This is a genomic window from Plantibacter sp. CFBP 8804 (assembly GCF_014841225.1).
In the GTDB taxonomy this organism is placed as follows: domain Bacteria; phylum Actinomycetota; class Actinomycetes; order Actinomycetales; family Microbacteriaceae; genus Plantibacter; species Plantibacter auratus.
Genome location: NZ_JACYTU010000002.1, coordinates 471,113 through 497,764 on the forward strand (window position 1 = coordinate 471,113; position 26,652 = coordinate 497,764).

Here is a 26,652-nt window from a genome sequence, read left to right on the forward strand (position 1 = left end):
CGTCGTCCTCCTCCGGGAGGGCGGCGGGGATTCCTGCTTGTATTGTGTGTGCAGCATCCGGGGGGCGGCCCTCCGCCCGACGGTCATCAGAGGAGGACGAGATGGCAGAGAACCCCAGGGCCCGCAAGTTGGCGGACCGCATCAAGGAAGTCATCGCCAAACGGCTCGACAAGGGCATCCGCGACCCGCGGCTCGGCTTCGTGACGATCACCGATGTACAGGTGACCGGCGACCTCCAGCACGCGAACGTGTTCTACACGGTGTACGGCTCCGACGAGGAACGCGCCGACACCTCGGCCGCGCTCGAGTCCGCCAAGGGCCTGTTGCGTGCCGAGATCGGCCGCAACATCAACACCCGGCTGACCCCGAGCCTCGACTTCTTCCTGGACGCGATCCCGGAGAACGCGCAGCACATCGAAGACCTGCTGCGCGAGGCGAAGAACCGCGACACCGAGGTGGCCGGGCTTGCCGCCGGTGCCGCCTACGCCGGCGACGAGGACCCCTACGTCAAGCCGCGCGACGTGGACGCCGAGGACTAGACACCTCGCACAACCCCTTCGACAGGCTCAGGGACCGGGATTCCTTCATCCGGTCACTGAGCCTGTCGACGAGGGGATTCCTTCGTTCGGTCACTGAGCTTGTCGACGAGGGGATTCCTTCGTTCGGTCACTGAGCTTGTCGACGAGGGGATTCCTTCGTTCGGTCACTGAGCTTGTCGAAGGGCGGATTCCTTCGTTCGGTCACTGAGCTTGTCGAAGTGCGCCCTTCGACAGGCTCAGGGCCCGTTTGAGGCTGAGGGGCCGTTTGGGGTTGAGGGGCCGTTTGGGGCTCAGGGGCGGTTCGGGCTGAGGGGCCGCATAAGGCTCAGAGACCGGGCAGGGCTCAGGGACCGGTCAGTCGTGGGGGAGGGCGTACCCGCCGTCGACGCGCACCGCGAGGCGGTCGGCGACCAGTCCGGCGAGTGCGCGGTCGAACTGCTCGCCGTCGGGCCAGAGCGCCCGGAGCTCCTCGTCCGTCAGTGAGCGGTGGGTCGAGCGGAGCTCGGCCATGATGATGCCCCGGACCTGTCGGTCGCTGCCCGCGAACTGCTTCTGCTTCGTCTTGACCGGTCCGTCGTAGGCCGGGTATCCCGCCGCGCGCCACGCGCACACCTCGCGGAGCGGACACTCCTCGCACCGCGGGGCTCGAGCCGTGCAGACCACCGCGCCGATCTCCATCAACCCTGCGTTGAAGACGGCTGCCTCCGAGCGGGACTCCGGCAGGAGCGCCTCCATGGCGGGGAGGTCCGCCTTGGCGTTCGGTGGGCCGGGCTCGCCTTGGCCGCGGACGGCGCGGGCGATGACCCGTCGGGTGTTCGTGTCCACCACCGGGTGCCGGTCCCCATAGGCGAAGACGGCGACGGCGCGGGCGGTGTAGTCGCCGATGCCGGTGAGCGCCAGGAGCTGGTCCACGTCCGACGGGACGATGCCGTCGTGCCGTTCGGCGATCTGGGTGGCCGCCGCATGGAGCCAGAGCGCTCGGCGCGGATAGCCGAGTCGGCCCCAGGCGCGGACGGCTTCGGCCGGTGGTTCGGCCGCCAGGTCGGCGGGCGTCGGCCAGCGCCCGAGCCACTCCTCGAGCCGCGGGATCACCCGGCTGACCTGCGTCTGCTGGAGCATGAACTCCGACACGAGCGTGCCCCAGGCGGGGAACCCCGGGCGTCGCCACGGGAGGTCGCGCGCGTTAGTGCGGAACCATCCCGTCACGAGCGGGGCGAGGTCGGAGGGTTCGGGCGGCACCGCACCAGCCTACGATCCGCGCGGGTAGGCTCGGCGCTATGAAGCTCGTCACGACACCACGGATCGAGTTGCTCCGGCAGCTGCGAGACCAGTTCCAGCGGGACTACCCACGAGGCCGCACCCTCATCGCGGTGGACGGCGTCAGCGGCTCCGGCACGGCGGCGTTCGCCGACGGACTGGCCGAGGTGTTCGACGAGGCCGGACGCGCGGTGTTCCGTGCCTCGATCGACGACTTCCACCGTCCTCGCGAGGAACGGTACGCGCGGGGGCGGGACTCGGCCGAGGGCTACTGGCTCGACTCGTTCGACTATTCGCTGTTCCGCCGGGTGCTCGTCGAACCCTTCCGACTGGCAGGCAGCGCCGGCTTCCAACTCGTCGGGTTCGACGAGCAGCGCGACGTCGGCGCTCCCTTGCGTTGGACGACCGGCCCGCAGGACGCCGTCCTCATCGTCGACGGCGTCTTCCTGAACCGTCCCGAGCTCCGCGGCCTCTGGCATGCGTCGGTCTGGCTCGACGTCCCGATGGCGACGGCCTACGAGCGGCTGCACGAGCGCCTCGGCGTCGACGCCGAGCCGACGGCGCCGTCCAACGCGCGCTACGTGGGCGGGCAGGCGCTCTACCGGAAGGACGACGACCCGACCGCGCGGGCGACCGCCCTCGTGGACAACACGGACGAGCGGCACCCACGGCGGATCTTCGCCGACTTCTGCTGAGCGCCGCCGCCGAGGGGTGCTCCGGCCGCCCGGCGGTGCCGAGCGCCGCTGGTACCGTTGCAGGGTGGTCGAGAACAGCACAGCAGCACCCGGGTCGGCGTCCGCTCGTCCCGGTATCCTCCTCATCGACAAACCGCAGGGGCACACCTCCCACGACGCGGTCGCCCGGGTGCGACGGCTCGCCGGCACACGCAAGGTGGGGCATGCGGGAACGCTCGACCCCATGGCCACCGGGCTGCTCGTGTTGGGCACGCGCTCGTCGACCCGACTGCTGACGTTCATCGTCGGTCTCGACAAGGAGTACACGGCGACCATCCGCCTCGGCGAGGCGACCTCCACCGACGACGCCGAAGGTGAGGTCACCGAGCGCGCCGACCAGGCCGTGGTGGCTGCCGTGGACGACGACGCGATCATCGCCGCGATCCGTCCGCTGACGGGCGACATCGAGCAGGTGCCGAGCACGGTGAGCGCCATCAAGGTGGGCGGGAAGCGCGCCTACGCCCTGGCCCGCGAGGGGATCGAGGTGGAGCTGAAGTCCCGCGCGGTCACCGTCAGCGCGTTCGACGTGCTGGCCATCCGTCGGGATGGAGCGGCCGTCGACGTCGACGTCCGGGTCGTCTGCTCCTCCGGCACCTACATCCGCGCCCTCGCCCGCGACCTGGGGGCGTCCCTCGGCGTCGGCGGCCATCTCACCGCGCTTCGCCGGACCCGGATCGGACCCTTCGACGTCACGGATGCATCGACGATCGACGACCTCGACGTTGAGACGGCGCTGTTGCACCCGGCCGACGTCGCGAAGCGGCTGTTCGGTGCCCTCGAGCTCACGGAGCAGGAGGCGGTCGACCTCGGCCACGGGAAGCGGCTCGAACGCGACCTGCCGGCCGGCCACACCGGTCCGATCGCCGCCCTCGCGCCGGACGGCCGACTGGTGGGGCTCGTCGAGCGCCGTGGCGGCTCGCTCAAGTCGGTCGTGAACTTCCCGGCGGAGGAACCGGCATGATCGAGTGGTTCACCCTCGCCCAGATCGCGGTCGCGGTCGCGGCCGGGCTCCTCTGCATCGTGCTCGGGTTCGCCGGGCGCGCGCCGAACGACCTGACGATGGGGGCGACGGCACTCGTCGAGGTCCTCCTCATCGCGCAGCTGGTGGTGGCGATCGCCGCGCCCGCGTTCGGGAACACCGCCACGGGGAGTGTGCCCGAGTTCTACACCTACCTCGTCTCCGCGATGATCCTGCCGATCGCCGGCGGATTCTGGGCGCTCGTCGAACGCACCCGATGGTCGACGGTCGTCCTCGGCGTCGTCTGTCTCGCGATCGCGGTGATGCTCTACCGCATGGAGCAGATCTGGACCGTCCAGCTCGGCTGACCGTCGGCGCACGGACGGCGGTGGAGGACGACGGCACCGCAGCTCGCGTGACCGTCGCGAAGTGCCGGGGTGAGGGCCTGCGTCGCATAGAATCGTCGGGTCATGCCTCTCCCCACCACCGCTCCAGCCCGCCCACGCGTCCGTGGTGTCGGGGTCGTGCTCGTCGCCGTCTACGGCATCCTGGCGCTCGCCGCCACCGGCCGGTCCGTGGTGCAGATCACGACCAAGTTCGACGAGGCGCCACTGGCCTATCTGCTCTCGGCCGTCGCCGCGGTGGTGTACATCCTGGCGACCGTCTCGCTCGTCGCTCCAGGCGCCGTCTGGCGGCGGATCGCATGGGCCACGATCTCCTTCGAACTCGCCGGGGTCCTGATCGTCGGCTTGCTGAGCCTGCTCGATCCCGAGCTGTTCCCCCACGACACGGTCTGGTCCGGCTTCGGCCGCGGCTATGTCTACATCCCGCTCGTCCTCCCGGTCCTCGGACTGTGGTGGTTGGCCGGACATCGGCGTACCGGCAAATGATCACGTTCACCGAGCTCGACCAGGTCCCAGACGCCTTCGGACCGTCGGCCGTCACCATCGGCAAGTTCGACGGCGTCCACACGGGTCACCGTGCGGTCGTCGCCGCGCTCCTCGAGGAGGCCGCGGCAGCCGGTCTCAGCTCCGTCGCCGTCACCTTCGACCGCAACCCGCTGAGCCTCATCAACCCCGACCGCTGCCCGGCGTCGCTCGTGAGCAACGAGCAGAAGCTCGGTCTCCTGGCGGACGCCGGGGTCGACGCGGCCCTGCTGCTGCGTTTCGACCAGACCCTGGCCCAGCTCACGCCCGAGGAGTTCGTCACCTCGATCCTCGTCGGAGCGTTGCATGCCAAGACGGTCCTCGTCGGCGAGGACTTCCGCTTCGGCCATCGCGGCCTCGGCACGGTCGCCACGCTGGAGTCGTTCGGTGAGGTCTACGGCTTCTCCGTGCGCGTCGTGGACGACGTCCGTCCCGGCGGCGGGCGTCGGGTGTCGTCCACCTGGATCCGCGAACTCCTCGAGGAGGGGGACGTCCGCGAGGCGTCGCGGCTCCTCGGTCGTCCGCCCGGCGTGCGGGGTGTCGTCGTCCACGGCGCCAAGCGTGGCCGGGAACTCGGCTTCCCGACCGCCAACCTGTCTCCCGATTCGCAGGGTCTCATCCCCGCGGACGGCGTGTATGCAGGGTGGCTGTTCTGGCGAGGACGTCGGTATCCGGCGGCGATCTCGGTCGGGAACAACCCGACCTTCGACGGCGTCCCGCAGAAGCAGGTCGAGGCCTACGTCCTCGACGAGACCGATCTCGACCTCTACGACGACGAGGTCGAGGTGCAGTTCGTCGAGCGCATCCGCGGGATGGTCGCCTTCACCGGGATCGAGCCGCTCATCGTGCAGATGACCGACGACGTCGAGCGCGCGCGCCGGATGCTGTCCTAGCCGACGCGCTGCGTCTCGGGGTGTCTCCGACGCGCATGAACGTGCCGATCGATAGGCTGGTGAACGCCCGTTCGGGCCACATCACCCGGGGGAATCCAACCATGCACTCACGTCTTCGTGTCCTGCCTGCGCTCGTCGCGGGTCTCCTGCTCCTCGTCGGCTGCGCGCCGCAAGCGGCTGCGCCGAGTGCCAGCCCGACGACGACCGCAACGTCGTCCACACCTACGGCGGCACCCGCGCCGGTGGCCTCGCGCGTCGTGATCGGCGCGGAGACCGTGGAGGTCGTCGCGGAGGACGACACGCTGATCGCCTCTGCGCGCTACTTCGACCCCGCCGCATCGCTCGTTGCAGCCCTCACGGCCGCGTTCGGCGCAGACCCCGTCGTCTCAGCCGATCCCGCTGGGAACGAGACCCCACCCGGCACCCGCTACACCTGGGGTGGCCTGGCCGTCGTCGAGAGCGACGTCGAGCAGAGCGAGCCGTACACCCCTGCGACGGTCGTGTTCGTCGAGTCCGCCGAGGAGTCGGGTGTCCGGATCGAGGTGGTCGGTGGCTACGCTGTGGGCGACGACACCGAAGCCGTGGCTGCGGAGGTCTCGGGTGCCGAGGGAGCCGCACCGGAGGATGTCCAGCGCTACACCCTGCCTGACGGTACGCCAGGGGTGTTCATCCGGGCCGACGTCACGCCCATCCCGCCGGTGGGGGACGAGCCGGGAGTCGAATCCCGGTCCTGGGCGGTCGGCGTGATCGGTTCGGACGCCGCACCGATCGAGCGTGTCGTGGCGCCGTCGCCGAACTGGGGCGCGTGACTCCCGAAACCCCGCCCCTGTGGCGGGGGAGGGCCCTCGCGCTCGTCGGTATCGTGCTGGTCGCGGCGAACCTCCGCACGGCCGTCACCTCGCTGTCGCCGATCTTCGCCGAGATCGACGGCGACATCGGCGTGGGGTCGGTCGGGCTGGGGCTCCTCGGGATGCTCCCGCCACTGTGCTTCGCCCTCTTCGGCGTCTTCACCCCGCGACTCGTGCGTCGGCTGCACCTCGAGCCGGTGCTGCTCATCGCACTCGGGTCGATCGTGGCCGGGCACCTCATGCGCTCGCTCGCCCCCGACTTCGCCGTCCTCGCGATCGGGAGTGCGCTCTGCTTCGCCGGGATCGGCATCGGCAACGTCGTGCTCCCACCGCTGGTCAAGAAGTACTTCCCCGACCGCGTCGGCCTCGTCACCTCCCTCTATGCGACGGTCCTGTCGGTCAGCACGTTCATCCCGCCGCTGATCGCCGTACCGGTCGCCGATGCGGCGGGGTGGCAGGTGTCGCTCGGGGTGTGGTCCATCGTCGCCATGCTCGCCGTGCTGCCCTGGATCACGCTCATCGTCCGGGAGCGTCGAGACGCCCGGGCCGCCGCCGCGACGGACCCCGAGATCGAGGAGGTGCCCCGCGCCGGTCGCGTCCTCGTCCACCGCTCGCCGATCGCGTGGGCCATCGCGGCGGTGTTCGCCACCTCGTCGCTGAACGCCTACGCGATGTTCACCTGGCTCCCGACCATCGTCGGTGACGTCGCCGGCGTCACCCCGGCCCAGGGTGGCCTGCTGCTCTCGCTCTTCTCCGCGATGGGTGTCCCGGCGAGCTTGATCGTCCCGATGCTCGTCGCGAGGCTGCGGAACGTCGCCGTCCTCGTCTACGTCGCGAGCGCGTGCTTCGTGCTCGGCTATCTCGGGCTGCTCCTGTGGCCGGCGACGCTCACGTGGCTGTGGGTGCTGCTGGCCGGGCTCGGCCCGCTGCTGTTCCCGCTCGCCCTCGTGCTCATCAACCTGCGGACGGCGACCCACGAGGGCGCGGTCGCCCTGAGCGGCTTCGTGCAGAGCGTCGGCTACACCCTCGGTGCACTCGGCCCCCTGGTCGTGAGCCTGTTGCACGCCGTGACCGGATCGTGGACCGTCCCGTTGCTGCTCCTGCTGGCCACGGGCGCGCTGTGCGCCATCGCCGGCCGGATCACCGGCCGACCGACGACGATCGAGGCAGACCTCGCAGCACGCGGTCGCTGACCGGTCTGTTTCGACCTCCGGACGGATCCCCGGCGACGATGCGCATCCGCGCACCGGCCTCTGCTCATCTGAGCATGGGTACCAACAGGCGTTGTCCGGGTGGTGACGGCGTCCTAGGCTGGAGACGATCCGGAGGAGGCCCGAGGTGATCGAAAGCGACGAGCTGCTCGCGGTGCGCGCCGCGGAGCTGTACTACGACGAGACGAAGACCCAGGACGAGATCGGCGCGCTGCTCGGCATCACGCGGTGGAAGGTCGGTCGGCTCCTCGCCCAAGCCCGCGAACTCGGCTACATCCGCATCGAGATCGTGCACCCGCGCGCACGCCGCCTCCCACTCGAACGGGCGCTCCGCGAGCGCTTCGGACTCACGGACGCGGTCGTCGTGCCGAGTCCGAGTGACAGTGCCGACCTCCACGAACGCGTCGCGCGCGCGGCGGCCGACTACCTCGGTGCCATGCGACCGGTGCCGCGGACGCTCGGCGTGAGCTGGGGGAGGACACTCCGCGATATCGCCGACCACCTGTCCGACGGCTGGGCGACGGGGCTCTCCGTCGTGCAGATCAACGGCGGCGTGAGCCTCAACCAGCGCGTCGGCACCGCGGCCGCCACGGCTGCACGGATCGCCGAGAAGGGCCGTGGCGACGTCACCCTGCTCCCGAGCCCGGCGATCTTCGAGCGCCTGGAGACGAAGCTGAGCATCGAGTCGGACCGCACCGTCGCGGAGGTGCTCAGCACGGCCGCAGCGGCCGACACCTACCTGTACGGTGCCGGCGTGGCCGGACCGGACTCCGCCCTCGTCCACAGCGGTTACCTCACGGCCGCGGACGTCGACGTCCTGGTCGCACGCGGTGCCGTCGGCGACGTCGTCGGACGCTACATCGACGCCGAGGGCATGATCGTCGACCCCACACTCGACGAGCGCACGGTCGGGCTCGGACTCGAAGCGCTCCGGCGTGCCGGTCGCAGCATCGCGGTCATCGCGGGAGCCCAGAAGCACGCCGTCGCGAGAGCCGTCGTCAGCAGCGGCCTCTGCACCGTGCTCGTCACCGACGAGGCGACCGCGACGGCACTGCTCGCCGACCACGAACCATCATCCGCCAAGCAGCACACCCCGGAGCAGGAACTGCTCGGAAGGAACGCACCATGACCACACCACCAGGCGACCTCGTGGCGAAGCCGACGGCGCTCGAACTCGTCGACGGCCCCGTCACCGACGCCAGCCTCAGACGCTACCTCGACGGCCTCGCGGGCGTCGACGCCGTCGGGCTCGAACAGCGCGCAGCGGATCTCGGAACGCGCTCGATCAAGACGACGTCGAAGGCCTGGGCGCTCGACCGCATCATCGAACTCATCGACCTCACCACCCTCGAGGGCGCCGACACCCCCGGCAAGGTGCGCTCCCTCGTGGCCAAGGCGATCACGCCGGACGCCGGGGACCCGACCACCCCGCGCGTCGCCGCGGTCTGTGTCTACGGCGACATGGTGCCGTACGCCGTCGAGGCGCTCGGCGCGGCGCACACGCAGCCGGGTGCGGGGCACGACGCAGGCGGGATCAACGTCGCGGCGGTCGCGACGGCCTTCCCGAGCGGACGCGCCTCCCTCGCGGTCAAGCTGGCCGACACGGCCGACGCCGTCGACGCCGGAGCGGACGAGATCGACATGGTCATCGACCGGGGTGCGTTCCTCTCCGGTCGGTACGGCCAGGTCTTCGACGAGATCGTCGCGGTCAAGGAGGCCTGCCGTCGGAGCGACGGCACGTCGGCACACCTCAAGGTCATCCTCGAGACCGGCGAGCTGAACACCTACGACAATGTGAAGCGCGCCTCCTGGCTCGCCATCCTCGCGGGCGGCGACTTCATCAAGACGTCGACCGGCAAGGTCGCGCCCGCCGCGACCCTCCCGGTGACCCTCCTCATGCTCGAGGTCGTCCGGGACTGGCACCGCCTCACCGGTGAGCAGATCGGTGTGAAGCCCGCCGGCGGCATCCGTTCCTCGAAGGACGCGGTCAAGTACCTCGTGACCGTCGCGGAGACGGTCGGCGAGGAGTGGCTTCAGCCGCACCTGTTCCGCTTCGGTGCCTCGAGCCTCCTCAACGACGTGCTCCTGCAGCGTCAGAAACTCACCACCGGCCACTACTCCGGCCCCGACTACGTCACCATCGACTAGGACATCATGAGCTTCCTCGAATACGCACCAGCCCCGGAGTCGACCTCCGTCCTCCACCTCCGTTCCGAGTACGGCCTCTTCATCGACGGCGAGTTCACCGAGGGCACTGGTGGGACCTTCCAGACGATCTCGCCGAGCACCGAGCAGTCGATCGCGACGATCTCCGCGGCGAGTGACGCCGACGTCGATCGCGCCGTCACCGCCGCGCGGCGTGCCTACGACCGCGTCTGGTCGAAGCTGTCGGGCGCCGACCGCGGCAAGTACCTCTTCCGGATCGCGCGCCTCGTCCAGGAGCGCGCCCGCGAGCTCGCCGTGGCGGAGAGCCTCGACAACGGCAAGCCGATCAAGGAGTCCCGCGACGTCGACGTCCCGCTCGTCGCCGCCTGGTTCTTCTACTACGCCGGTTGGGCCGACAAGCTCGACTACGCGGGCCTCGGCGCGAACCCCCGTGCCCTCGGCGTGGCCGGGCAGGTCATCCCGTGGAACTTCCCGCTCCTCATGCTCGCGTGGAAGGTCGCACCGGCGCTCGCCGCGGGCAACACGGTCGTCATCAAGCCGGCCGAGACCACGCCGCTCACGGCGCTCATCTTCGCCGAGATCCTCCAGCAGGCCGAGCTGCCGGCCGGTGTCGTGAACATCGTCACGGGTGCCGGAGCGACCGGGGCGGCGATCGTGCGCCACCCCGACGTCAACAAGGTCGCCTTCACCGGGTCGACCGCCGTCGGGCGCGAGATCGCGAAGACCATCGCCGGCAGCGACAAGCGCCTGACGCTCGAGCTCGGTGGCAAGGCCGCGAACATCGTGTTCGACGACGCCCCCATCGACCAGGCCATCGAAGGCATCGTCAACGGCATCTTCTTCAACCAGGGTCACGTCTGCTGCGCCGGATCCCGGCTCCTCGTCCAGGAGAGCATCCACGACGAGGTCGTCGACCGCTTGAAGAGCCGTCTGCAGACGCTGCGCGTCGGCGACCCGCTCGACAAGAACACGGACGTCGGCGCGATCAACTCGGCCGAGCAGTTGGCCCGCATCCGCGAGCTCTCGGACATCGGCGAGCTCGAAGGCGCCGAACGGTGGAGCCCGGACTGCGAGCTGCCCCAGAACGGGTTCTGGTTCGCGCCGACGATCTTCACGAACGTGTCCACCAGCCACCGGATCGCTCGCGAGGAGATCTTCGGGCCGGTCCTCTCGGTCATGTCCTTCCGGACGCCCGCGGAGGCCATCGCGAAGGCGAACAACACCCCGTACGGACTGTCGGCCGGGATCTGGAGCGACAAGGGCAGCCGGATCCTCGCGGTCGCGGACAAGCTCCGCGCCGGCGTCATCTGGGCGAACACCTTCAACCGGTTCGATCCCGCCAGCCCGTTCGGCGGGTACCAGGAGTCCGGGTACGGCCGCGAGGGTGGCCGCCACGGGCTCGGTGCCTACCTCGCGCCGGCCGGTTCCGCACTGTCCGCCCCCACCGCGGCCCCCAAGGCTGCCAAGAAGGGAGCCCAGCGATGAGCCGGCTCACCATCCCGAAGACCTACAAGCTCGCCATCGGCGGCAAGTTCCCACGCAGCGAATCCGGAAGGACGTACGAGGTGACGAACGCCAAGGGGGAGTTCCTCGCGAACGCATCGCTCGCCTCGCGGAAGGACGCCCGCGACGCGGTGGTCGCCGCACGATCGGCGCTGGCCGGTTGGTCGGGTGCCACCGCCTACAACCGCGGGCAGGTGCTGTACCGCATCGCCGAGCTGCTCGAGGGTCGGCGGGCGCAGTTCATCGAGGAGATCGTCCAGGCCGAAGGTGTCTCGCAGGCGAAGGCCGCAGCACAGGTCGACGAGGCCATCGACCTCTGGGTCTGGTACGCGGGCTGGGCGGACAAGTACGTCCAGGTGGTCGGTGGAGCGAACCCCGTCTCCGGTCCGTACTTCAACCTCTCGGTTCCGGAGCCGACGGGCGTCGTCGCGCTCATCGCGCCGCAGGACTCGTCGCTCCTCGGATTCGTGAGCGTCGTCGCTCCGGCGCTGGTCGCGGGGAACACGGTCGTCGTGATCGCGAGCGAGCGCCTGCCGCTCTCGTCGATCAGCCTCGCCGAGGTGCTCGCCACGAGTGACGTCCCCGGCGGCGTCGTGAACGTGCTGACCGGATCGCCCGCTGAGATGGCTCCGTGGCTCGCATCGCACGCCGACGTCAACGCGATCGACCTCGCCGGCGCCGGTGAGCTCGACTGGATCGAGCTCGAGGTCCTCGCGGCCGAGACGCTCAAACGGGTGGTCCGCCCGAACGGTTCCCGGGGCTCGGTCCCCGCGAGTCTCGACCGGATCACCGCGTTCACCGAGGTGAAGACCGTCTGGCACACGAAGGCGCTCCTGTAGCGACTCGTGGCACCCGCGTGGTGNACCCATGACCGAATCATCGACTCCGAAGCGCGTGCTCGTCACGGGTGCCACCGGCTACATCGGCGGGCGGCTCGTGCCGCGGCTGCTGGAGGCCGGGTACACGGTCCGGGTGCTCGTGCGCTCGCCGCAGAAGCTCACCGACGTGCCCTGGCGCGATCAGGTGGAGGTCGTCGAGGGCGATCTCGGCGACGCGGCTCAGGTCGCATCGGCCTGCGCGGACGTCGACGTCGTCTACTACCTCGTGCACTCCATGGGCGGCAAGGGCGACTTCGAGCAGACGGAGCTCGACGCCGCCGAGCACGTCGCCGCTGGCGCTGCCGCGGCAGGGGTGTCGCGCATCGTCTACCTCGGTGGCCTGCACCCGGAGGGCGTCGAGTTGTCGAAGCACCTGCGGTCCCGCACCGAGGTCGGGCGGATCCTGCTCGCTTCGGGTGTTCCGACGATCGTCCTGCAGGCCGGCGTGGTCATCGGTTCGGGATCGACCTCCTTCGAGATGATCCGCCATCTGACGGACATCCTGCCGTACATGCCGGCGCCGCGCTGGGTCCGGAACTTCATCCAGCCGATCGCGGTCCGCGACGTCCTGCACTACCTGCTGGCGAGCGCCGAGGTCGACCGCGACGTGAACCGGGCCTTCGACATCGGCGGCCCCGACGTCCTCCGGTACGGACAGATGATGAACGGCTATGCCGTCGAGGCCGGCCTCCCGCAGCGCCCGATCGCGCCGCTCCCGGTCCTCACCCCGTGGTTGGCCTCGCAGTGGGTGAACCTCGTGACGCCGATCCCGCGCCGGCTCGCGTCGCCGATCATCGAGTCGCTGCTCGTCGACTGCGTCATGGGCGACCACGACATCGACGCGGTCATCCCGCCGCCGGAGGGCGGCCTGACGGGCTACCGACGTGCGGTGCGCCTCGCGCTGCAGCGCATGCGCGACGGTGAGGTCGAGACCTCCTGGCGGAACGCGACCGTGGACGGCGCGCCGAGCGACCCGCTGCCGAGCGACCCCGACTGGGCCGGACACACCGTCTACATCGATCTCAAGGAACGGAAGACCTCCGCGAGCGCCGACCGTCTCTTCTCGGTGATCGAGTCCATCGGCGGCGAGAACGGTTGGTACTCCTTCCCGTTGGCGTGGGCGATCCGTGGCTGGATGGACAAGCTCGTCGGTGGTGTCGGGTTGCGACGTGGTCGCGACGATCCGCAGCACCTGAGCGTCGGGGACGCCCTCGACTTCTGGCGCGTGGAGTACCTCGAACGCGGTCGGATGTTGCGCCTGCGCGCCGAGATGCGCGTGCCCGGTCTGGCATGGCTCGAGATGAGCGCGACCCCGGTCGGCGACGGCTCGGTCTACCGGCAGCGCGCCGTCTTCTTCCCGAAGGGGCTCGGCGGACGCCTCTACTGGTTCGCGATCCTGCCCTTCCACGGGATCATCTTCAACGGGATGGCGAACCGCATCACGGAGGCGGCGGTCGCGCTGCCGTCCGAGACCTCGGCCCAGCGGAAGAGCCGGGTGGGCCCGGTGTCTCCCGAGGAGCACGACGCAGTGGACTCCGCAGAGGCGGACATGCAGGCCTCCCGACCCACGCCGGAGGCCGCGGAGTAGCGTGGGCGTATGAGCGAACCCACCGTCGTCACCGTCACCGGAGCCGGAGGCCAGATCGGCTACTCCCTGCTCTTCCGCATCGCGTCAGGTCAGCTGCTGGGGCCGGATCGGCCCGTCGTCCTGCGCCTGCTCGAGATCCCGCAGGGTCTCGGAGCGGCCGAGGGGACGGCATTGGAACTGCAGGACTGTGCGTTCCCGCTCCTGGCGGGGGTCGAGGCGACGACCGAGATGTCGCGCGCCTTCGACGGGGTGGACGTCGCCCTGCTCGTCGGTGCCCGTCCACGTGGTCCGGGCATGGAGCGAGCCGACCTCCTCGCGGCCAACGGCGGGATCTTCGCACCGCAGGGCGCGGCGATCGGAGCCGGCGCGGCCGACGACGTGCGCGTCCTGGTGGTGGGCAACCCGGCCAACACGAACGCACTCATCGCGCAGTCGGCGGCAGGCGGGGTGCCGGCCGAACGGTTCACCGCCCTGACCCGACTCGACCACAACCGTGCCGTCGCGCAGTTGGCCGCCAAGACCGGCGCACCCGTGTCCGAGATCGACGGCGTCGTGATCTGGGGCAACCACTCGGCGACCCAGGTGCCGGACCTCTCCCACGCGACGGTCGGAGGTCGTCCGGCCCTCGAACTCGTCGACGAGGAGTGGATCGCCGACGAGTTCATCCCACGGGTGGCGAAGCGCGGTGCGGAGATCATCGCGGTGCGCGGCTCGTCGTCCGCCGCCTCGGCCGCTGCCGCCGCCATCGACCACGTGCATGACTGGGTGAACGGCACGGCGATCCCGGGCCGGCCGGAACGCTGGACCTCCGTGGCGCTTCCGTCGGAGGGCTGGTACGGCGTGCCGGAGGGGCTCGTGAGTTCGTTCCCGGCCCGCTCGGTCGACGGACGCTGGGAGGTGGTCGAGGGGCTCGACGTCGCGCCCGTCTGGCAGCGCCGCATCGACGCCTCCGTGGCGGAACTCGAGGAGGAGCGGGCGGCGGTGCGGGCGCTCGACCTGCTCGGCTGACCCGGCGATCGCGTCCCGCGGACGGTTGCAAGGGGTACCCCCTGGGGGTATAGTGAAGGCTCCGATCCACTGAGGAGGACGCATGTCCGAAACCACCGCAACCACCACCTACCGGGTCGACGGCATGACCTGCGCGCACTGCGTGTCCGCCGTTACGACCGAGCTCTCCGCGCTCTCCGGCGTTGACGGGGTCGCCGTGGATCTCGACGCGGGGACGGTCACGGTCTCGGGTGCCTCATCGGCCGACGAGGCGGCCATCGGTGCCGGTGTCCAGGAAGCCGGCTACACCCTCGTGGGTCGTCGCTGATGAGCGCTCCACTCATCCAGCTCGACCTCGACATCGAGGGCATGACCTGCGCGAGTTGCGTGGCACGCGTCGAGAAGCGGCTGACCGCGCTCGACGGTGTCGAGGCGCAGGTCAACCTCGCGACCGAACGGGCGACGGTGACCGCGCCCTCCACCGTCACCGCGGACGAGCTGGTCGCGGCCGTCGCGAAGGCCGGCTACACGGCGACGGTGCGTCCGCCCGCTGACGAACGCGCCGCGGCGAACCGGGAGCAGACTCCGACGTCGGGACCGCCGTCGGACCCCTCGGCGACCGTGACGACGCTCCGTACCCGCCTCGTCGTCAGTGCGGTGCTGGCGTTGCCCGTCGTGCTGCTCGCGATGATCCCCGCCTGGCAGTTCGACCACTGGCAGTGGCTCTCGCTGACCCTCGCGACGCCGGTCGTCTTCTGGGGTGGGTACCCGTTCCACCGGGCGACGTTCGTGACGCTGCGGCACGGCTCGGTGACGATGGACACCCTCATCACGCTCGGGACGGGGGCCGCGTACCTGTGGTCCGTCTGGGCGCTCTTCTTCGGCATGGCCGGGATGACGGGCATGCGGCACGAGTTCACCTTCTTCGCACCCGACGCCGACCCGTCGAGCGCGCTGTACCTCGAGGTGGCCGCCGGCGTGACCGTCTTCCTGCTCGCCGGCCGCCTCATCGAGCAGCGGTCGAAGCGTGCCGCCGGCGAGGCACTCCGCGACCTCATGACGCTGGGCGCCTCCGAGGTCTCCGTGCTCCGGGACCGTGCGCCGGACCCCACCGACCTCATGGCGCCCACCCGCACCGAGGAACGGATCCCGATCGAGCAGCTGCTCGTCGGAGACCAGTTCCTCGTGCGTCCCGGCGAGTCCGTCGCCACCGATGGAATCGTCGTCGAGGGGGCGGCGAGTGTCGACGAGAGTCTCGTCACGGGGGAGTCCGTCCCGGTCGAGCTCGTAGCCGGCTCCCGGGTCATCGGTGGCACGATCGCGCGCGGCGGCAGTCTCGTCGTGCGGGCGACGGCCGTCGGCGCCGAGACGCAGCTGGCGCGCATGGCGCAGGCGGTCGAGGCGGCGCAGCTCGGGAAGAGCCGGGTCCAACGGCTCGCCGACCGCGTCTCGAGCGTGTTCGTCCCGGTCGTCCTGGTGATCGCCCTCGGCACCGCCATCGTGTGGGCGCTCACCGGCTCGACCATGGAGGCGGCGTTCACCGCCGCGGTCGCCGTCCTCATCATCGCCTGCCCGTGTGCGCTGGGACTCGCGACCCCGGTGGCCCTCCTCGTCGGGACGGGGCGTGGCGCGCAGCTCGGCATCCTCATCGCCGGACCGGAGGCGCTCGAGCGGGCGAGCGGCATCGACCGCATCCTGCTCGACAAGACGGGGACCGTCACGTCCGGGCGGATGAGCGTCAGGGAGGTCTGGGCGGCCGGTGCGACGGACGAGGTGCTCGCGCTCGGCGCGGCGCTCGAAGCGGCATCCGAGCACCCCATCGCCGAGGCGATCGTCGCGGAAGCGACCCGCCGCGATGCAGCTCGTCCGGTGGTCTCGGACTTCGCGAGCCTCGAGGGTCTCGGCGTCACCGGCACGATCAACGGCGGAAGCGTGCTGGCCGGACGTCCCGCCTTCGCGGAGGACCAGGGCTTCCGCATCGGGCCGGACGCGGCGAGCGCCCTGGCCTCCGCCGCGGAGCGTGCGAGCACCGTGGTGGTCGTCGCCTGGGACGGCGAGGTCCGCGGCGTCGTCGAGGTCGCCGACACCGTGAAGCCGGAGGCCCGCGCCGCCATCGGACGCGCCGTGTCCTTGGGGATGACACCGGTGCTCCTCACCGGCGACAACGCGGCCGTCGCAGCGCGGGTCGCGGGCGAGGTCGGGATCACCGAGGTGATCGCCGACGCGAGCCCCTCCGACAAGGTCGCCGCCGTCGAACGGCTCCAGGCGGCCGGTCACCGCGTCGCCATGATCGGCGACGGGGTGAACGACGCAGCGGCGATCGCCACGGCCGATCTCGGGATCGCCATGGGGACGGGTACGGATGCGGCCAAGGGCGCAGCCGACCTCAGCATCGTCTCCGGTTCCCTCGCCACGGCGATCGACGCCGTGCGGCTCTCCCGACGGACGCTCGGGATCATCCGCGGCAACCTGTTCTGGGCGTTCGCGTACAACGTGGCGGCGATCCCGCTCGCCGCCCTCGGCCTCCTCAACCCGATGATCGCGGGTGCGGCGATGGCGTTCTCCAGCGTGTTCGTCGTGCTCAACAGCCTGCGCCTCCGCCGGTTCCGTCCGGCCGCCTGAGGTTACCCGTCGACCGGCGGGCTGCGGCGGATACACTGTCCGCAGAACCGGTCGACGTGGATGGGTGGTGGTGAGGTGTCCAGTCCGTGGCTGGCGGCCCCGGCGCGTGCCGAAGCGCAGCGCGGACTCGTCCGACGGCTTGTCCGCGAGTCGTGGGAACGGTCGATGGGCCGTCATCTCGACCCGGACAACCTCATGCCGGAGCTCGCCTTCGACGAGGACGAGTTGCGCGACCATCGGCTCGGACACCCGCTCGCCGGCGTCCTCCCGGTGATCACCAAGCTGCTGGTCAACGACGCGGACGACGACTCCGGCATGCTCGTCGCGGTGGGCGACGCCATGGGCAGACTGCTCTGGGTGGACGGCGACCGCCATCTGCGGCGACGGGCGGAGGGCATGCTCTTCGTCGAGGGTGCCGGGTGGTCGGAGCGGGAGGTGGGGACGAGCGCACCGGGCACCGCGCTCGAACTCGACCACGGCATCCAGATCCACGCGGCCGAGCACTTCAACCGCCTCGTGCACCCGTGGAGTTGCACGGCCGTCCCGGTGCACGATCCCGAGACCCGGCAGATCATCGGCGTGATCGACATCACCGGTGGCCCGCAGGCGGTCGCCTCGCATGCACTGCCGCTCATGGAGGCGACCGCGGCCGCCGTCGAGTCCGAGATCATGGTGCAGCGGCTGCGCGCGGTCGCCGACCGTCGGTTCGCCGGTCGCCCACGCACGGACACACCCCGCCGGACGACCACGGTGCGGCCCGGCCTGCAGGTGCTCGGCCGTGACACCGGCCTGCTGGTCGGACACGGGGCGAGCCGCCCGACCGAACTCAGCCGACGGCACGCCGAGATCCTGACCCTGCTGGCCTGGCACCACCAGGGCCTCAGCGCCGACGCGCTCGCCGGGCTGCTCTACGACGCGGACGAGGCGTCGGTCACCCTCCGGGCGGAGCTCGTCCGGCTGCGGAAGGTGCTCGGCGGGACCGCGCCGACACTCGTGCCGGCCTCGCGGCCGTACCGGCTCACCACCCCGCTCCAGCTCGACGCCCACCAGGTGCTGTCCCTCCTCGACCGCGGCGCCCACCGCGCAGCGCTCGCCGCGTACCCGGGTCCGCTCCTGCCGGACTCCACCGCCCCCGGTGTCATCGACCTCCGCGACCGGGTCGCGACGCGCCTCCGCGAGGCGATGCTGACCGACGCCTCGGCGGACCTGCTGCACGACTACATCCGGACCGCGGCCGCGCCCGACGACGTCGAGGTCCTGCACGCCTGCCTCCGACTGCTGCCGCCGCGGTCACCGAAGCGTGCTGGCCTCGTCGCCCGCATCGAGGCGATCGACGCCGACCTCTCGGCGTCCTGACGGCCGATCCGGTCCGCGGTCCTCGACGCAACCTCCTGCAACCTCCGGCCGACTAGCGTCGACGGCACGCACCTGAGCGGTGCGACACCGACAACGTCGTCGACAAGGAGTGACATGACCGTCTACGCCAACCCGGGTACCGAAGGTGCCGTGTTCAGCTACGCCCCCCGCTACGACCACTTCATCGGGGGCGAGTACGTCCCGCCCGCGAACGGTCAGTACTTCGAGAACCAGACCCCGGTCACCGGAGCCGTGTTCACCGAGATCGCCCGAGGCACCGCGGCCGACGTGGACCGAGCGGTCGAGGCGGGATGGAAAGCGTTCCCCGCCTGGTCGAAGACGAGCGTCGCCGAGCGCGCGGTGATCCTCAATCGCATCGCCGACCGCATGGAGGAGCACCTCGAGGAGATCGCCGTCGCCGAGAGTTGGGAGAACGGCAAGCCGGTCCGCGAAACCCTGGCCGCCGACATCCCCTTGGCGATCGACCACTTCCGGTACTTCGCCGGGGCGATCCGTGCGCAGGAGGGCGGCATCTCGGAACTCGACCATGACACGGTCGCCTACCACTTCCACGAACCGCTCGGCGTCGTCGGACAGATCATCCCCTGGAACTTCCCGATCCTCATGGCCGTGTGGAAGCTCGCACCGGCGCTCGCAGCAGGCAACTGCGTCGTGCTGAAGCCGGCCGAGCAGACCCCGGCGTCGATCCACCTCATCGTCGACCTCGTGAAGGACCTGCTGCCGGCCGGGGTGCTCAACGTCGTCAACGGCTTCGGCATCGAGGCCGGCGCCCCGCTGGCCTCCCACCCGCGGATCCGGAAGATCGCGTTCACCGGTGAGACCACGACCGGTCGCCTGATCATGCAGTACGCGAGCGAGAACCTCATCCCGGTGACGCTGGAGCTCGGCGGCAAGAGCCCGAACGTGTTCTTCGAGGACGTGGCGCGCGAGCACGACCAGTACTACGAGAAGGCGCAGGAGGGCTTCACGATGTTCGCCCTGAACCAGGGCGAGGTCTGCACCTGCCCGAGTCGGGCGCTCGTCCAGCGTTCCATCTACGACGGCTTCGTGGGCGACGCGCTGGCCCGCATCGGCAAGATCAAGCAGGGTAATCCGCTCGACACGGACACGATGATCGGTGCCCAGGCGTCGAACGACCAGCTCGAGAAGATCCTCTCCTACATGGACATCGGCAAGCAGGGCGGCGCGAAGCTGCTCATCGGCGGCGAGCGCGCCGACCTCGGCGGTGAGTTGAGCGGCGGGTTCTACGTCCAGCCGACCGTCTTCGAGGGGACGAACGACATGCGGATCTTCCAGGAGGAGATCTTCGGGCCCGTGCTCGCGCTCACGAGCTTCGCCGACTACGACGAGGCGATCTCCATCGCGAACGACACCCTCTACGGCCTCGGCGCCGGTGTGTGGAGCCGTGAGGCGACGACGCTGTACCGGGCCGGGCGGGCCATCGAGGCGGGACGCGTCTGGTCGAATACCTACCACCAGTACCCGGCGCACGCGGCGTTCGGCGGGTACAAGCAGTCGGGCATCGGCCGGGAGAACCACAAGATGATGCTCGACCACTACCAGCAGACGAAGAACCTGCTCGTGAGCTACGCGGAGGGGCCGATGGGCTTCTTCTGATCGACATCCCCGGTCTCTGAGCCCCCATCCGGTCCCTGAGTCCCCATCCGGTCCCTGAGCCTGTCGAAGGGCGCCCTTCGACAGGCTCAGGGACCGGCGGAGGGGCAGGGCCGGATCCACGACACGACGAAGGAGGACACCATGACCGGACGGGTCGACGTCACCGACGCTGCGGCCGCACTGGTGCGTGAGATGACCGCGCTGCACGGACCGCTCATGTTCCATCAGTCCGGCGGCTGCTGCGACGGGAGTTCGCCCATGTGCTACCCCGTCGGGATGTTCCGCACGGGCGCGGTCGACGTCCTGCTCGACACGCTCGACGTGCCCGGGCTCGACGCGCCCGTCGAGGTCTACATGTCGCGTTCCCAGTTCGAGTACTGGAAGTACACGCACCTGACGATCGACGTGGTGCAAGGGCGCGGCAGCGGGTTCAGTGTCGAGGCCCCGACGGGGCAGCGCTTCCTCATCCGCTCGCGCATGCTCGACGACGCCGAACTCGAGCGGTTCGGACTCGTCGACAGCGCGCCGGACTGAGCGCTCGCGACCGATGCGGCCGATGGCGTAGACTGGGCACACGCCCGTCGGGCGCCCGTGTCGGTCTCGTGCAACGCTCTGTTGCTCCACGACGACCAGTCGGGCCCGGCGCCCGTCTCTTCCGGCCCCTCGGCCGATGAGGCTCTTCGACTGCTCAGGAGGAGCATGCCGCACACCGGCCAGCAACGCCGTTCCCAGGGGCGTTCCAGCACCCGTTCATCTGGCCGCTCGAACCCCAGAGGGTCCTCGTCGCGTCACGACGACGACGCGCCGATCATCCCCATCCTCGCCCGCAAGGTGCGCGAGGTCGAGGCGAAGGCGCAGAAGGGCAAGGTCGGGCCAACCAACCGGACCAAGTACCAGGTCATCGCCTTCCTCGTCCGCGAGGAACGTGCCAGGGTCAAGGCCGACACGAGCTACAGCGACGCCACGCGGGCCGAGCTCCTGAAGCGTCTCGACGGTGTGGCGACCATCCTCGCCAAGACGGCGGCGCGCGACACCTCGCTCATCCAGCTCCTCGAGGCCGACGCCGCGACGAGCCCCGTCGCGCAGCGGCTCCGGCGCGACTGGCTCCTCGAGTCGGGCGCCGAACTCAGCGCCGACGAACTCATCATCACCGTCGAGAAGCCCGTCGTGGAATCAGTCGTCCCGGCCGAGCTCGCCGAGAAGCAGGTCATCCCGCAGTCGGTCAAGGCACGTCAGTTGGCCAATCCGTTCCTCGCCCCGGACTTCAGCCAGGCGGCACCGCAGCCGACCGTGCGTCGACGACTCGACAGCTGGGAGCTCATGGGCCCCCTGTATAAGGCGTTCGAGCTCGGTTCCGGCGGGGGAGCGGCCTCGATGGACCTGCCCGAGGCCCCGAAGCTCGACCGGCTCTCGCCGCGCGGGCTCGAGGTCATGAAGCACCAGGCGCGCTTCGTCGAGAGCGTCCGTGAAGGACACCGTTCCTTCCTGCTCGCCGACGAGCCGGGCCTCGGCAAGACCGCGCAGTCGGTCCTCGCCGCCTCGGTCGCCGAGGCGTACCCGCTCCTCGTCATCGTCCCGAACGTCGTCAAGATGAACTGGGCGCGCGAGGTCGAGCGCTGGACGCCACACCGACGCGCCACGGTCATCCACGGCGACGGCCAGGCGCTCGACGCCTTCGCCGACGTCATCATCGTGAACTACGAGGTCCTCGACCGCCACCTCGCCTGGCTCGGGACGCTCGGCTTCCGCGGCATGGTGGTCGACGAGGCGCACTTCATCAAGAACCTCCACTCCCAGCGCTCGCAGCACGTGCTGTCACTCGCGAACCGGATCCGGAAAGCGACGCCCGGCCAGGACCCGCTGCTGCTCGCGCTGACGGGTACGCCGCTGATCAACGACGTCGAGGACTTCAACGCCATCTGGCAGTTCCTCGGCTGGATCAAGGACGGCAAGCCGACCGCCGAACTCATGGAGCGGCTCGAGGACACCGGTCTGACCCCGGCCGAGCACGCCTTCTACGCCGCCGCGCGGTCCGCCGTCATCGACATGGGCATCGTGCGCCGCAAGAAGCTCGACGTCGCCAAGGACCTGCCGGCCAAGCGCGTCGCCGACCTCCCGGTCGAGCTCGACGACGAGGCGATCCGGTCCATCCGCGACGCGGAGGCCGAGCTCGGGCAACGGCTCAAGTCCCGCTACGTGCGGGTCCTGGAGTCGCGTGGTGAGCGCGTCGACGCGCTGCACGAGCCGAACACCGACCTCATGCGCATGGTCGCCCAGGCCGAGCTCGACGAGTCCAAGGCCGCCGGTGGCACGGAGAACGTGTTCACCATGATCCGCAAGATCGGTCAGGCCAAGGCCGTCCTCGCCGCCGACTACACGGCGCAGCTCGCGAGGTCCGTGGGCAAGGTCGTGTTCTTCGCGAAGCACATCGACGTCATGAACGCGGCCGAGCAGTTGTTCGCGGGTCGCGGCTTGAAGACGGTGTCGCTCCGCGGCGACCAGACCGCGCAGGCGCGTCAGGCCGCGATCGACGCGTTCAACACCGATCCGGAGGTCGCGGTCGCGGTCTGTTCGCTCACCGCCGCCGGCGTCGGGGTCAACCTGCAGGCCGCGTCCAACGTCGTGCTCGCCGAGTTGTCCTGGACGGCCGCCGAGCAGACCCAGGCGATCGACCGCGTGCACCGCATCGGTCAGGAGGAGCCGGTCACCGCCTGGCGGATCATCGCCGCGCACACGATCGACGCGAAGGTCGCGGAACTCATCGACAGCAAGCAGGGCCTGGCCGCTCGCGCGCTCGACGGCAGCGACCAGGACGTCGCGTCGGTCGACTCGGTGCAGCTGAACGCCCTCGTCCACCTGCTCCGCGAGGCGCTGGGCGCCTGACGTCCGGTTCGTCCGGCCGGGTGACCACGGGTCGCCCGGCCGGACGTCGTCGGCTGGTCAGACGCCGAGTGCCGCCTTCACCTGAGCGAGCGACGGGTTCGTCGCGGTCGAGCTGTCGGGGAAGATCACCGTCGGGACCGTCTGGTTGCCGCCGTTCAGCGAGGCGACGAGGTCGGCGGTCCCCGGGACCTGCTCGATGTCGACCTCGGTGAACGGGATGCCGGCTGCGGACAGCTGGTGCTTCAGTCGGGCGCAGTACCCGCACCAGGTCGTGGAGAACATCGTGATGCCGCCATCGGCGGGCAGGTAGTCGTCGGCACTCATCCCAGCAGCCTAACCCCGGTGGACGAGGCACCGACCCTCTGGGCCGGAGGACCGTCCGCGCCGGATGAAGCACCGTCGGCGAGACGGTATTGTCGGGGATGACTCCCGGCACCTGAGGTGCCCCGATCCCCATGAGGACTGTTGATATGAGAATTGGTGTGCTCACGAGCGGCGGCGACTGCCCCGGCCTGAACGCGGTCATCCGAGGAGCGGTCCTCAAGGGGACGAAGATCCACAACCAGGAGTTCATCGGCATCCGCGACGGCTGGCGAGGAGTCGTCGAGGGCCTGACGATGCCGCTCGACCGCCACAGCGTGCGTGGTCTCGCCAAGCAGGGTGGCACCATCCTGGGCACGAGCCGCACCAACCCGTTCGAAGGACCGCACGGCGGCCCGGAGAACGTCCAGCACACCATGGACCGGCTCGGCATCGACGCGCTCATCGCCATCGGCGGAGAGGGCACGCTCGCCGCGGCGAAGCGGCTCACCGACGCCGGCCTCAAGATCGTCGGCGTCCCGAAGACGATCGACAACGACCTCGACGCCACCGACTACTCCTTCGGCTTCGACACCGCCGTCGAGATCGCGACCGAGGCCATCGACCGCCTCCGGACGACGGGCGAGTCCCACAAGCGGTGCATGGTCATCGAGGTCATGGGCCGGCACGTCGGCTGGATCGCCCTGCACGCCGGTATGGCGGCGGGTGCCCACGCCATCCTGATCCCGGAACAGCCGCAGTCGATCGAGCAGATCTGCGAGTGGGCGGACAGCGTCTACCAGCGCGGTCGCGCCCCGATCATCGTCGTGTCCGAGGGCTTCACACTCGACACCATGGAGACCGCGCACTCCGAGAAGGGACTCGACGCGTTCAACCGTCCCCGCCTCGGCGGCATCGCGGACGTGCTCGCACCCGAGATCGAGCGCCGCACGGGCATCGAGTCGCGCGCGACCGTGCTCGGCCACCTGCAGCGCGGTGGCGTCCCGAGCGCCTACGACCGCGTGCTCGCCACCCGCCTCGGTATGGCCGCCATCGACTCCGTCATGGCCGGCGACTGGGGTACGATGATCGCACTCCGCGGCACCGAACTCGTCAACTGCCGCTTCGAAGAGGCGCTCGGCAAGCTGAAGACCGTGCCGCAGGAGCGCTACGACGAAGCGGCGATCCTCTTCGGCTAGNTCGGTGTCCGTGAGTTCGAGCACATCGAGCAGCCAGGCGAGCTCCTCGGCGCGCTCACGCCACGCGTTGTAGCGGCCGCTCACCCCGCCGTGCCCGGCGCTCATCTCGATCTTCATCAGCGCCGGTGCACCGGCGTCCCGCAGGCGGGCCACCCACTTCGCGGGTTCCACGCACAGCACGCGGGTGTCGTTGAGGCTCGTCGTCGCGAGGATGCGGGGGTAGCGCTTCGCCGGGTCGACGTTCTCGTAGGGGCTGTACGCCTTCATGTACGCGTAGACCTCGGGGTCGTGGAGCGGATCGCCCCACTCGTCCCATTCGATGACCGTCAGGGGGAGCGACGGGTCGAGGATGCTCGTCAGCGCGTCGACGAACGGGACGCCCGCGAGGATGCCCGCGAAGCGGTCGGGAGCACGGTTCGCCACGGCGCCCATGAGGAGGCCGCCGGCGCTGCCGCCCTCGGCGACGAGCCGGGCAGGCGTCGTCCAGCCCTCGCGGATGAGGTGGTCGGCCACGTCGACGAAGTCGCTGAAGCTGTTCTGCTTGCGGAGCTTCTTGCCGTCCTCGTACCAGTGACGACCGAGTTCGCCGCCGCCGCGCACATGGGCGATCGCGAAGGTCACGCCGCGGTCGAGCATCGACAGCCTCGCGATCGAGAAGGACGGGTCCATGCTCGCCTCGTACGAGCCGTACCCGTAGAGGTGGAGCGGCCCTGGCCCCTGGACACCGACCCGGCGCACGATGGAGATCGGCACGCGGGTCCCGTCCACGGCCGTCGCCCACTCCCGGAACTGCTCGTAGTCCGCCGGGTCGTAGTCGCCGAGGACCGGCTGCTGCTTGCGCACGAAGCGTTCGCCGGACCGGACGTCGAGTTCGAGCACCGTGGACGGCGTCACGAGCGACCCGTATCCGAACCGGAGCATCGGTTGGGCCCATTCACCGTTGCCGTGCCAGCCGACGGTGGACAGCGGTTCGTCGAAGGCGATCTCGTCGATGTCGCCACTCGTCGGGTCGAGCAGGCCGATGCGGGTCAGGCCGTCGCGCCGGTAGGAGACGGTGGTCACGGCCTCGAACGCCTCGACGTCCTCGAGCCGGCGCTCGCTGCTGTGCGCGACGACGACCCGCGCCGTGCCGAGCGGATCCGACAGCGGCACGTCGACGAGCTCGAAGTCCGGCGCGTCCCGGTTGTGCAGGATGAGCAACCGGTCTGCGCCGTCGGCCACCCGGTGTTCGACGCTGTACTCGACGCCGTCGGTCCGCGGCCAGACGACCCGCGCCTCCTCGGACAGTGCGTCGGCGGGGACGAGCCGGGTCTCGCTCGTGACCGAGGAGCCGGCCTCGATCAGGAGCAGCGCGCGGCTACGGGTGAATCCGGCGCCGACCCAGAACCGCTCGTCGGGCTCGTGGAAGAGGACAGTGTCGTCGTCCTGGGACGTCCCCACCCGGTGCAGGTGCACGGTGTCGGGGCGCCAGCTCTCGTCGACCGTCGTGTAGACGATGGCGGTGCCGTCGGGGGAGAACTCCGCCCCGCCCGCGGTCCCGAGGAGCTCGTCGTCGAGGTCGACGCCACTCGCGAGGTCCCGGACACGGACGGTGTACCGCTCGTCGCCTTCGACGTCGACGCCGTAGAGCAGTCGCGTGCCGTCGTCCGACACGTCGAAGCTGCCGAGGGAGAAGAACTCGTGGCCCTCCGCCTCGACGTTGGCGTCGAGGATGATCTGCTCGCCGGGGGCCGCGCCGCCCTCAGGCAGGGTCGGCGGCGTCCAGTCCTCCGGGTCGGCGACCGGGATGCGGCACTGGATGCCGTACTGGCGGCCTTCGACACTGCGGCCGTAGTACCACCACGCACCGGAACGGGTCGGGACCGAGAGGTCGGTCTCGAGCGTGCGACTCTTGATCTCCTGGAAGATGCGCTCGCGCAGTCCGGCCAGATGGGCCGTCTCCTGCTCGGTGTAGACGTTCTCCGCCTCCAGGTGCGCGATCACCTCCGGTGACTCCTTCTCACGGAGCCACTCGTACGGGTCCACCACGGTGTCGCCGTGGTGGGTGCGTTCGGTCGGTCGGGTCTGGGCACGGGGGGCAGAGAGCTTCGCCATGGTCCAACGCTAGTCGAGAGGCGCCCTCCCAGCCCGCTCGGAGCCATCCGAGGGCCGCCGGGTCTAGCGTGG

The 26,652-nt window shown here is 70.3% G+C and carries 23 protein-coding genes and 1 pseudogene; 21 read left to right on the forward strand and 3 right to left on the reverse strand.

All coding sequences use genetic code 11. The annotated features are described in order from the left end of the window. Positions 1-101: 101 nt before the first annotated feature. Positions 102-539, forward strand: coding sequence for a 30S ribosome-binding factor RbfA (rbfA, locus tag IFU11_RS07535; RefSeq protein ID WP_079707157.1), 438 nt, complete (start codon positions 102-104; stop codon positions 537-539). Positions 540-893: 354 nt separating this feature from the next. Here rbfA and IFU11_RS07540 read toward each other — a convergent pair whose 3' ends face one another. Next, on the reverse strand, positions 894-1,778 hold the full coding sequence (locus IFU11_RS07540) for an A/G-specific adenine glycosylase (RefSeq protein ID WP_307783492.1): 885 nt from the start codon (positions 1,776-1,778) through the stop codon (positions 894-896). A gap of 38 nt (positions 1,779-1,816) precedes the next feature. Here IFU11_RS07540 and IFU11_RS07545 point away from each other — a divergent pair, with 38 nt between their 5' ends. The 19 genes from IFU11_RS07545 to IFU11_RS07635 all read left to right on the forward strand — a co-directional run bounded on the left by IFU11_RS07545 (position 1,817) and on the right by IFU11_RS07635 (position 22,987). Next, positions 1,817-2,491, forward strand: a complete 675-nt coding sequence (locus IFU11_RS07545) for a uridine kinase (RefSeq protein WP_192018569.1) — start codon at positions 1,817-1,819, stop codon at positions 2,489-2,491. A gap of 64 nt (positions 2,492-2,555) precedes the next feature. Further along, on the forward strand, positions 2,556-3,491 hold the full coding sequence (truB, locus tag IFU11_RS07550; protein WP_192018570.1) for a tRNA pseudouridine(55) synthase TruB: 936 nt from the start codon (positions 2,556-2,558) through the stop codon (positions 3,489-3,491). Continuing rightward, a complete protein-coding gene (locus IFU11_RS07555) occupies positions 3,488-3,856 on the forward strand; it encodes a hypothetical protein (RefSeq protein ID WP_192018571.1) in 369 nt (122 codons plus the stop codon). The genes truB and IFU11_RS07555 overlap by 4 nt, the downstream gene beginning before the upstream one ends. A gap of 102 nt (positions 3,857-3,958) precedes the next feature. Continuing rightward, on the forward strand, positions 3,959-4,378 hold the full coding sequence (locus tag IFU11_RS07560; RefSeq protein ID WP_064294503.1) for a hypothetical protein: 420 nt from the start codon (positions 3,959-3,961) through the stop codon (positions 4,376-4,378). Next, a complete protein-coding gene (locus IFU11_RS07565; RefSeq protein ID WP_064294502.1) occupies positions 4,375-5,307 on the forward strand; it encodes a bifunctional riboflavin kinase/FAD synthetase in 933 nt (310 codons plus the stop codon). Before IFU11_RS07560 ends, IFU11_RS07565 begins: the two co-directional genes overlap by 4 nt. 101 nt (positions 5,308-5,408) lie before the next feature. Next, complete coding sequence (locus IFU11_RS07570) at positions 5,409-6,116, forward strand: hypothetical protein (protein ID WP_137243269.1); 708 nt, start codon at positions 5,409-5,411, stop codon at positions 6,114-6,116. Further along, a complete protein-coding gene (locus IFU11_RS07575; RefSeq protein WP_079707148.1) occupies positions 6,113-7,348 on the forward strand; it encodes an MFS transporter in 1,236 nt (411 codons plus the stop codon). Before IFU11_RS07570 ends, IFU11_RS07575 begins: the two co-directional genes overlap by 4 nt. A gap of 145 nt (positions 7,349-7,493) precedes the next feature. Next, positions 7,494-8,495: a sugar-binding transcriptional regulator gene (locus IFU11_RS07580; RefSeq protein ID WP_137243268.1), complete on the forward strand. Its 1,002-nt coding sequence runs from the start codon at positions 7,494-7,496 to the stop codon at positions 8,493-8,495. Beyond that, entirely contained in the window at positions 8,492-9,514 is a 1,023-nt protein-coding gene (gene deoC, locus IFU11_RS07585; protein ID WP_192018572.1) for a deoxyribose-phosphate aldolase, read from the forward strand. Before IFU11_RS07580 ends, deoC begins: the two co-directional genes overlap by 4 nt. Before the next feature lie 6 nt (positions 9,515-9,520). After that, positions 9,521-11,017 (forward strand): aldehyde dehydrogenase family protein, encoded by a 1,497-nt coding sequence (locus IFU11_RS07590; RefSeq protein WP_192018573.1) that lies wholly within the window; start codon positions 9,521-9,523, stop codon positions 11,015-11,017. After that, on the forward strand, positions 11,014-11,874 hold the full coding sequence (locus IFU11_RS07595; RefSeq protein ID WP_086473916.1) for an aldehyde dehydrogenase family protein: 861 nt from the start codon (positions 11,014-11,016) through the stop codon (positions 11,872-11,874). The genes IFU11_RS07590 and IFU11_RS07595 overlap by 4 nt, the downstream gene beginning before the upstream one ends. 28 nt (positions 11,875-11,902) lie before the next feature. Continuing rightward, a complete protein-coding gene (locus IFU11_RS07600) occupies positions 11,903-13,501 on the forward strand; it encodes an SDR family oxidoreductase (protein WP_192018574.1) in 1,599 nt (532 codons plus the stop codon). Between the two features lie 9 nt (positions 13,502-13,510). Next, positions 13,511-14,509, forward strand: coding sequence for a malate dehydrogenase (locus IFU11_RS07605; RefSeq protein WP_191941373.1), 999 nt, complete (start codon positions 13,511-13,513; stop codon positions 14,507-14,509). An 82-nt stretch (positions 14,510-14,591) separates the two neighbouring features. Next, positions 14,592-14,816 carry a heavy-metal-associated domain-containing protein gene (locus IFU11_RS07610; protein WP_137243265.1) on the forward strand — a complete coding sequence of 75 codons (225 nt, stop codon included), beginning with the start codon at positions 14,592-14,594 and terminating at the stop codon, positions 14,814-14,816. Next, entirely contained in the window at positions 14,816-17,110 is a 2,295-nt protein-coding gene (locus tag IFU11_RS07615) for a heavy metal translocating P-type ATPase (protein ID WP_192018575.1), read from the forward strand. Before IFU11_RS07610 ends, IFU11_RS07615 begins: the two co-directional genes overlap by 1 nt. 165 nt (positions 17,111-17,275) lie before the next feature. Next, on the forward strand, positions 17,276-18,466 hold the full coding sequence (locus tag IFU11_RS07620) for a GAF domain-containing protein (protein ID WP_161578599.1): 1,191 nt from the start codon (positions 17,276-17,278) through the stop codon (positions 18,464-18,466). Positions 18,467-18,580: 114 nt separating this feature from the next. Continuing rightward, a complete protein-coding gene (gene exaC, locus IFU11_RS07625) occupies positions 18,581-20,104 on the forward strand; it encodes an acetaldehyde dehydrogenase ExaC (RefSeq protein ID WP_137243262.1) in 1,524 nt (507 codons plus the stop codon). Between the two features lie 141 nt (positions 20,105-20,245). Then, the gene (locus IFU11_RS07630) at positions 20,246-20,638 is read left to right on the forward strand and encodes a DUF779 domain-containing protein (RefSeq protein ID WP_079707135.1); all 393 of its coding nucleotides are present in this window, start codon (positions 20,246-20,248) and stop codon (positions 20,636-20,638) included. A 165-nt stretch (positions 20,639-20,803) separates the two neighbouring features. Beyond that, positions 20,804-22,987, forward strand: coding sequence for a DEAD/DEAH box helicase (locus IFU11_RS07635; protein ID WP_159879123.1), 2,184 nt, complete (start codon positions 20,804-20,806; stop codon positions 22,985-22,987). A 57-nt stretch (positions 22,988-23,044) separates the two neighbouring features. Here the strand turns inward: IFU11_RS07635 and IFU11_RS07640 are convergent, their stop codons facing one another. Continuing rightward, positions 23,045-23,311 (reverse strand): mycoredoxin, encoded by a 267-nt coding sequence (locus IFU11_RS07640; RefSeq protein WP_192018576.1) that lies wholly within the window; start codon positions 23,309-23,311, stop codon positions 23,045-23,047. A 146-nt stretch (positions 23,312-23,457) separates the two neighbouring features. Here IFU11_RS07640 and IFU11_RS07645 point away from each other — a divergent pair, with 146 nt between their 5' ends. Next, a complete protein-coding gene (locus IFU11_RS07645) occupies positions 23,458-24,486 on the forward strand; it encodes a 6-phosphofructokinase (RefSeq protein WP_064294489.1) in 1,029 nt (342 codons plus the stop codon). 1 nt (position 24,487) lies between these two features. Here the strand turns inward: IFU11_RS07645 and IFU11_RS07650 are convergent. Further along, positions 24,488-26,580 (reverse strand): annotated as a pseudogene (locus IFU11_RS07650) (S9 family peptidase); the annotation flags it as partial. Positions 26,581-26,652 lie beyond the last annotated feature (72 nt).

Coding starts and splice junctions, on each gene's coding strand:
- IFU11_RS07570 (WP_137243269.1), top strand. CDS start 5,409: ATGCACTCACGTCTTCGTGTCCTGCCTGCGCTCGTCGCGGGTCTCCTG.
- IFU11_RS07595 (WP_086473916.1), top strand. CDS start 11,014: ATGAGCCGGCTCACCATCCCGAAGACCTACAAGCTCGCCATCGGCGGC.
- IFU11_RS07560 (WP_064294503.1), top strand. CDS start 3,959: ATGCCTCTCCCCACCACCGCTCCAGCCCGCCCACGCGTCCGTGGTGTC.
- IFU11_RS07605 (WP_191941373.1), top strand. CDS start 13,511: ATGAGCGAACCCACCGTCGTCACCGTCACCGGAGCCGGAGGCCAGATC.
- rbfA (WP_079707157.1), top strand. CDS start 102: ATGGCAGAGAACCCCAGGGCCCGCAAGTTGGCGGACCGCATCAAGGAA.
- IFU11_RS07640 (WP_192018576.1), bottom strand. CDS start 23,311: ATGAGTGCCGACGACTACCTGCCCGCCGATGGCGGCATCACGATGTTC.
- IFU11_RS07630 (WP_079707135.1), top strand. CDS start 20,246: ATGACCGGACGGGTCGACGTCACCGACGCTGCGGCCGCACTGGTGCGT.
- IFU11_RS07600 (WP_192018574.1), top strand. CDS start 11,903: ATGACCGAATCATCGACTCCGAAGCGCGTGCTCGTCACGGGTGCCACC.
- IFU11_RS07545 (WP_192018569.1), top strand. CDS start 1,817: ATGAAGCTCGTCACGACACCACGGATCGAGTTGCTCCGGCAGCTGCGA.
- IFU11_RS07615 (WP_192018575.1), top strand. CDS start 14,816: ATGAGCGCTCCACTCATCCAGCTCGACCTCGACATCGAGGGCATGACC.
- IFU11_RS07645 (WP_064294489.1), top strand. CDS start 23,458: ATGAGAATTGGTGTGCTCACGAGCGGCGGCGACTGCCCCGGCCTGAAC.
- IFU11_RS07565 (WP_064294502.1), top strand. CDS start 4,375: ATGATCACGTTCACCGAGCTCGACCAGGTCCCAGACGCCTTCGGACCG.
- IFU11_RS07610 (WP_137243265.1), top strand. CDS start 14,592: ATGTCCGAAACCACCGCAACCACCACCTACCGGGTCGACGGCATGACC.
- deoC (WP_192018572.1), top strand. CDS start 8,492: ATGACCACACCACCAGGCGACCTCGTGGCGAAGCCGACGGCGCTCGAA.
- IFU11_RS07590 (WP_192018573.1), top strand. CDS start 9,521: ATGAGCTTCCTCGAATACGCACCAGCCCCGGAGTCGACCTCCGTCCTC.
- exaC (WP_137243262.1), top strand. CDS start 18,581: ATGACCGTCTACGCCAACCCGGGTACCGAAGGTGCCGTGTTCAGCTAC.
- IFU11_RS07635 (WP_159879123.1), top strand. CDS start 20,804: ATGCCGCACACCGGCCAGCAACGCCGTTCCCAGGGGCGTTCCAGCACC.
- IFU11_RS07620 (WP_161578599.1), top strand. CDS start 17,276: ATGGGCCGTCATCTCGACCCGGACAACCTCATGCCGGAGCTCGCCTTC.
- IFU11_RS07555 (WP_192018571.1), top strand. CDS start 3,488: ATGATCGAGTGGTTCACCCTCGCCCAGATCGCGGTCGCGGTCGCGGCC.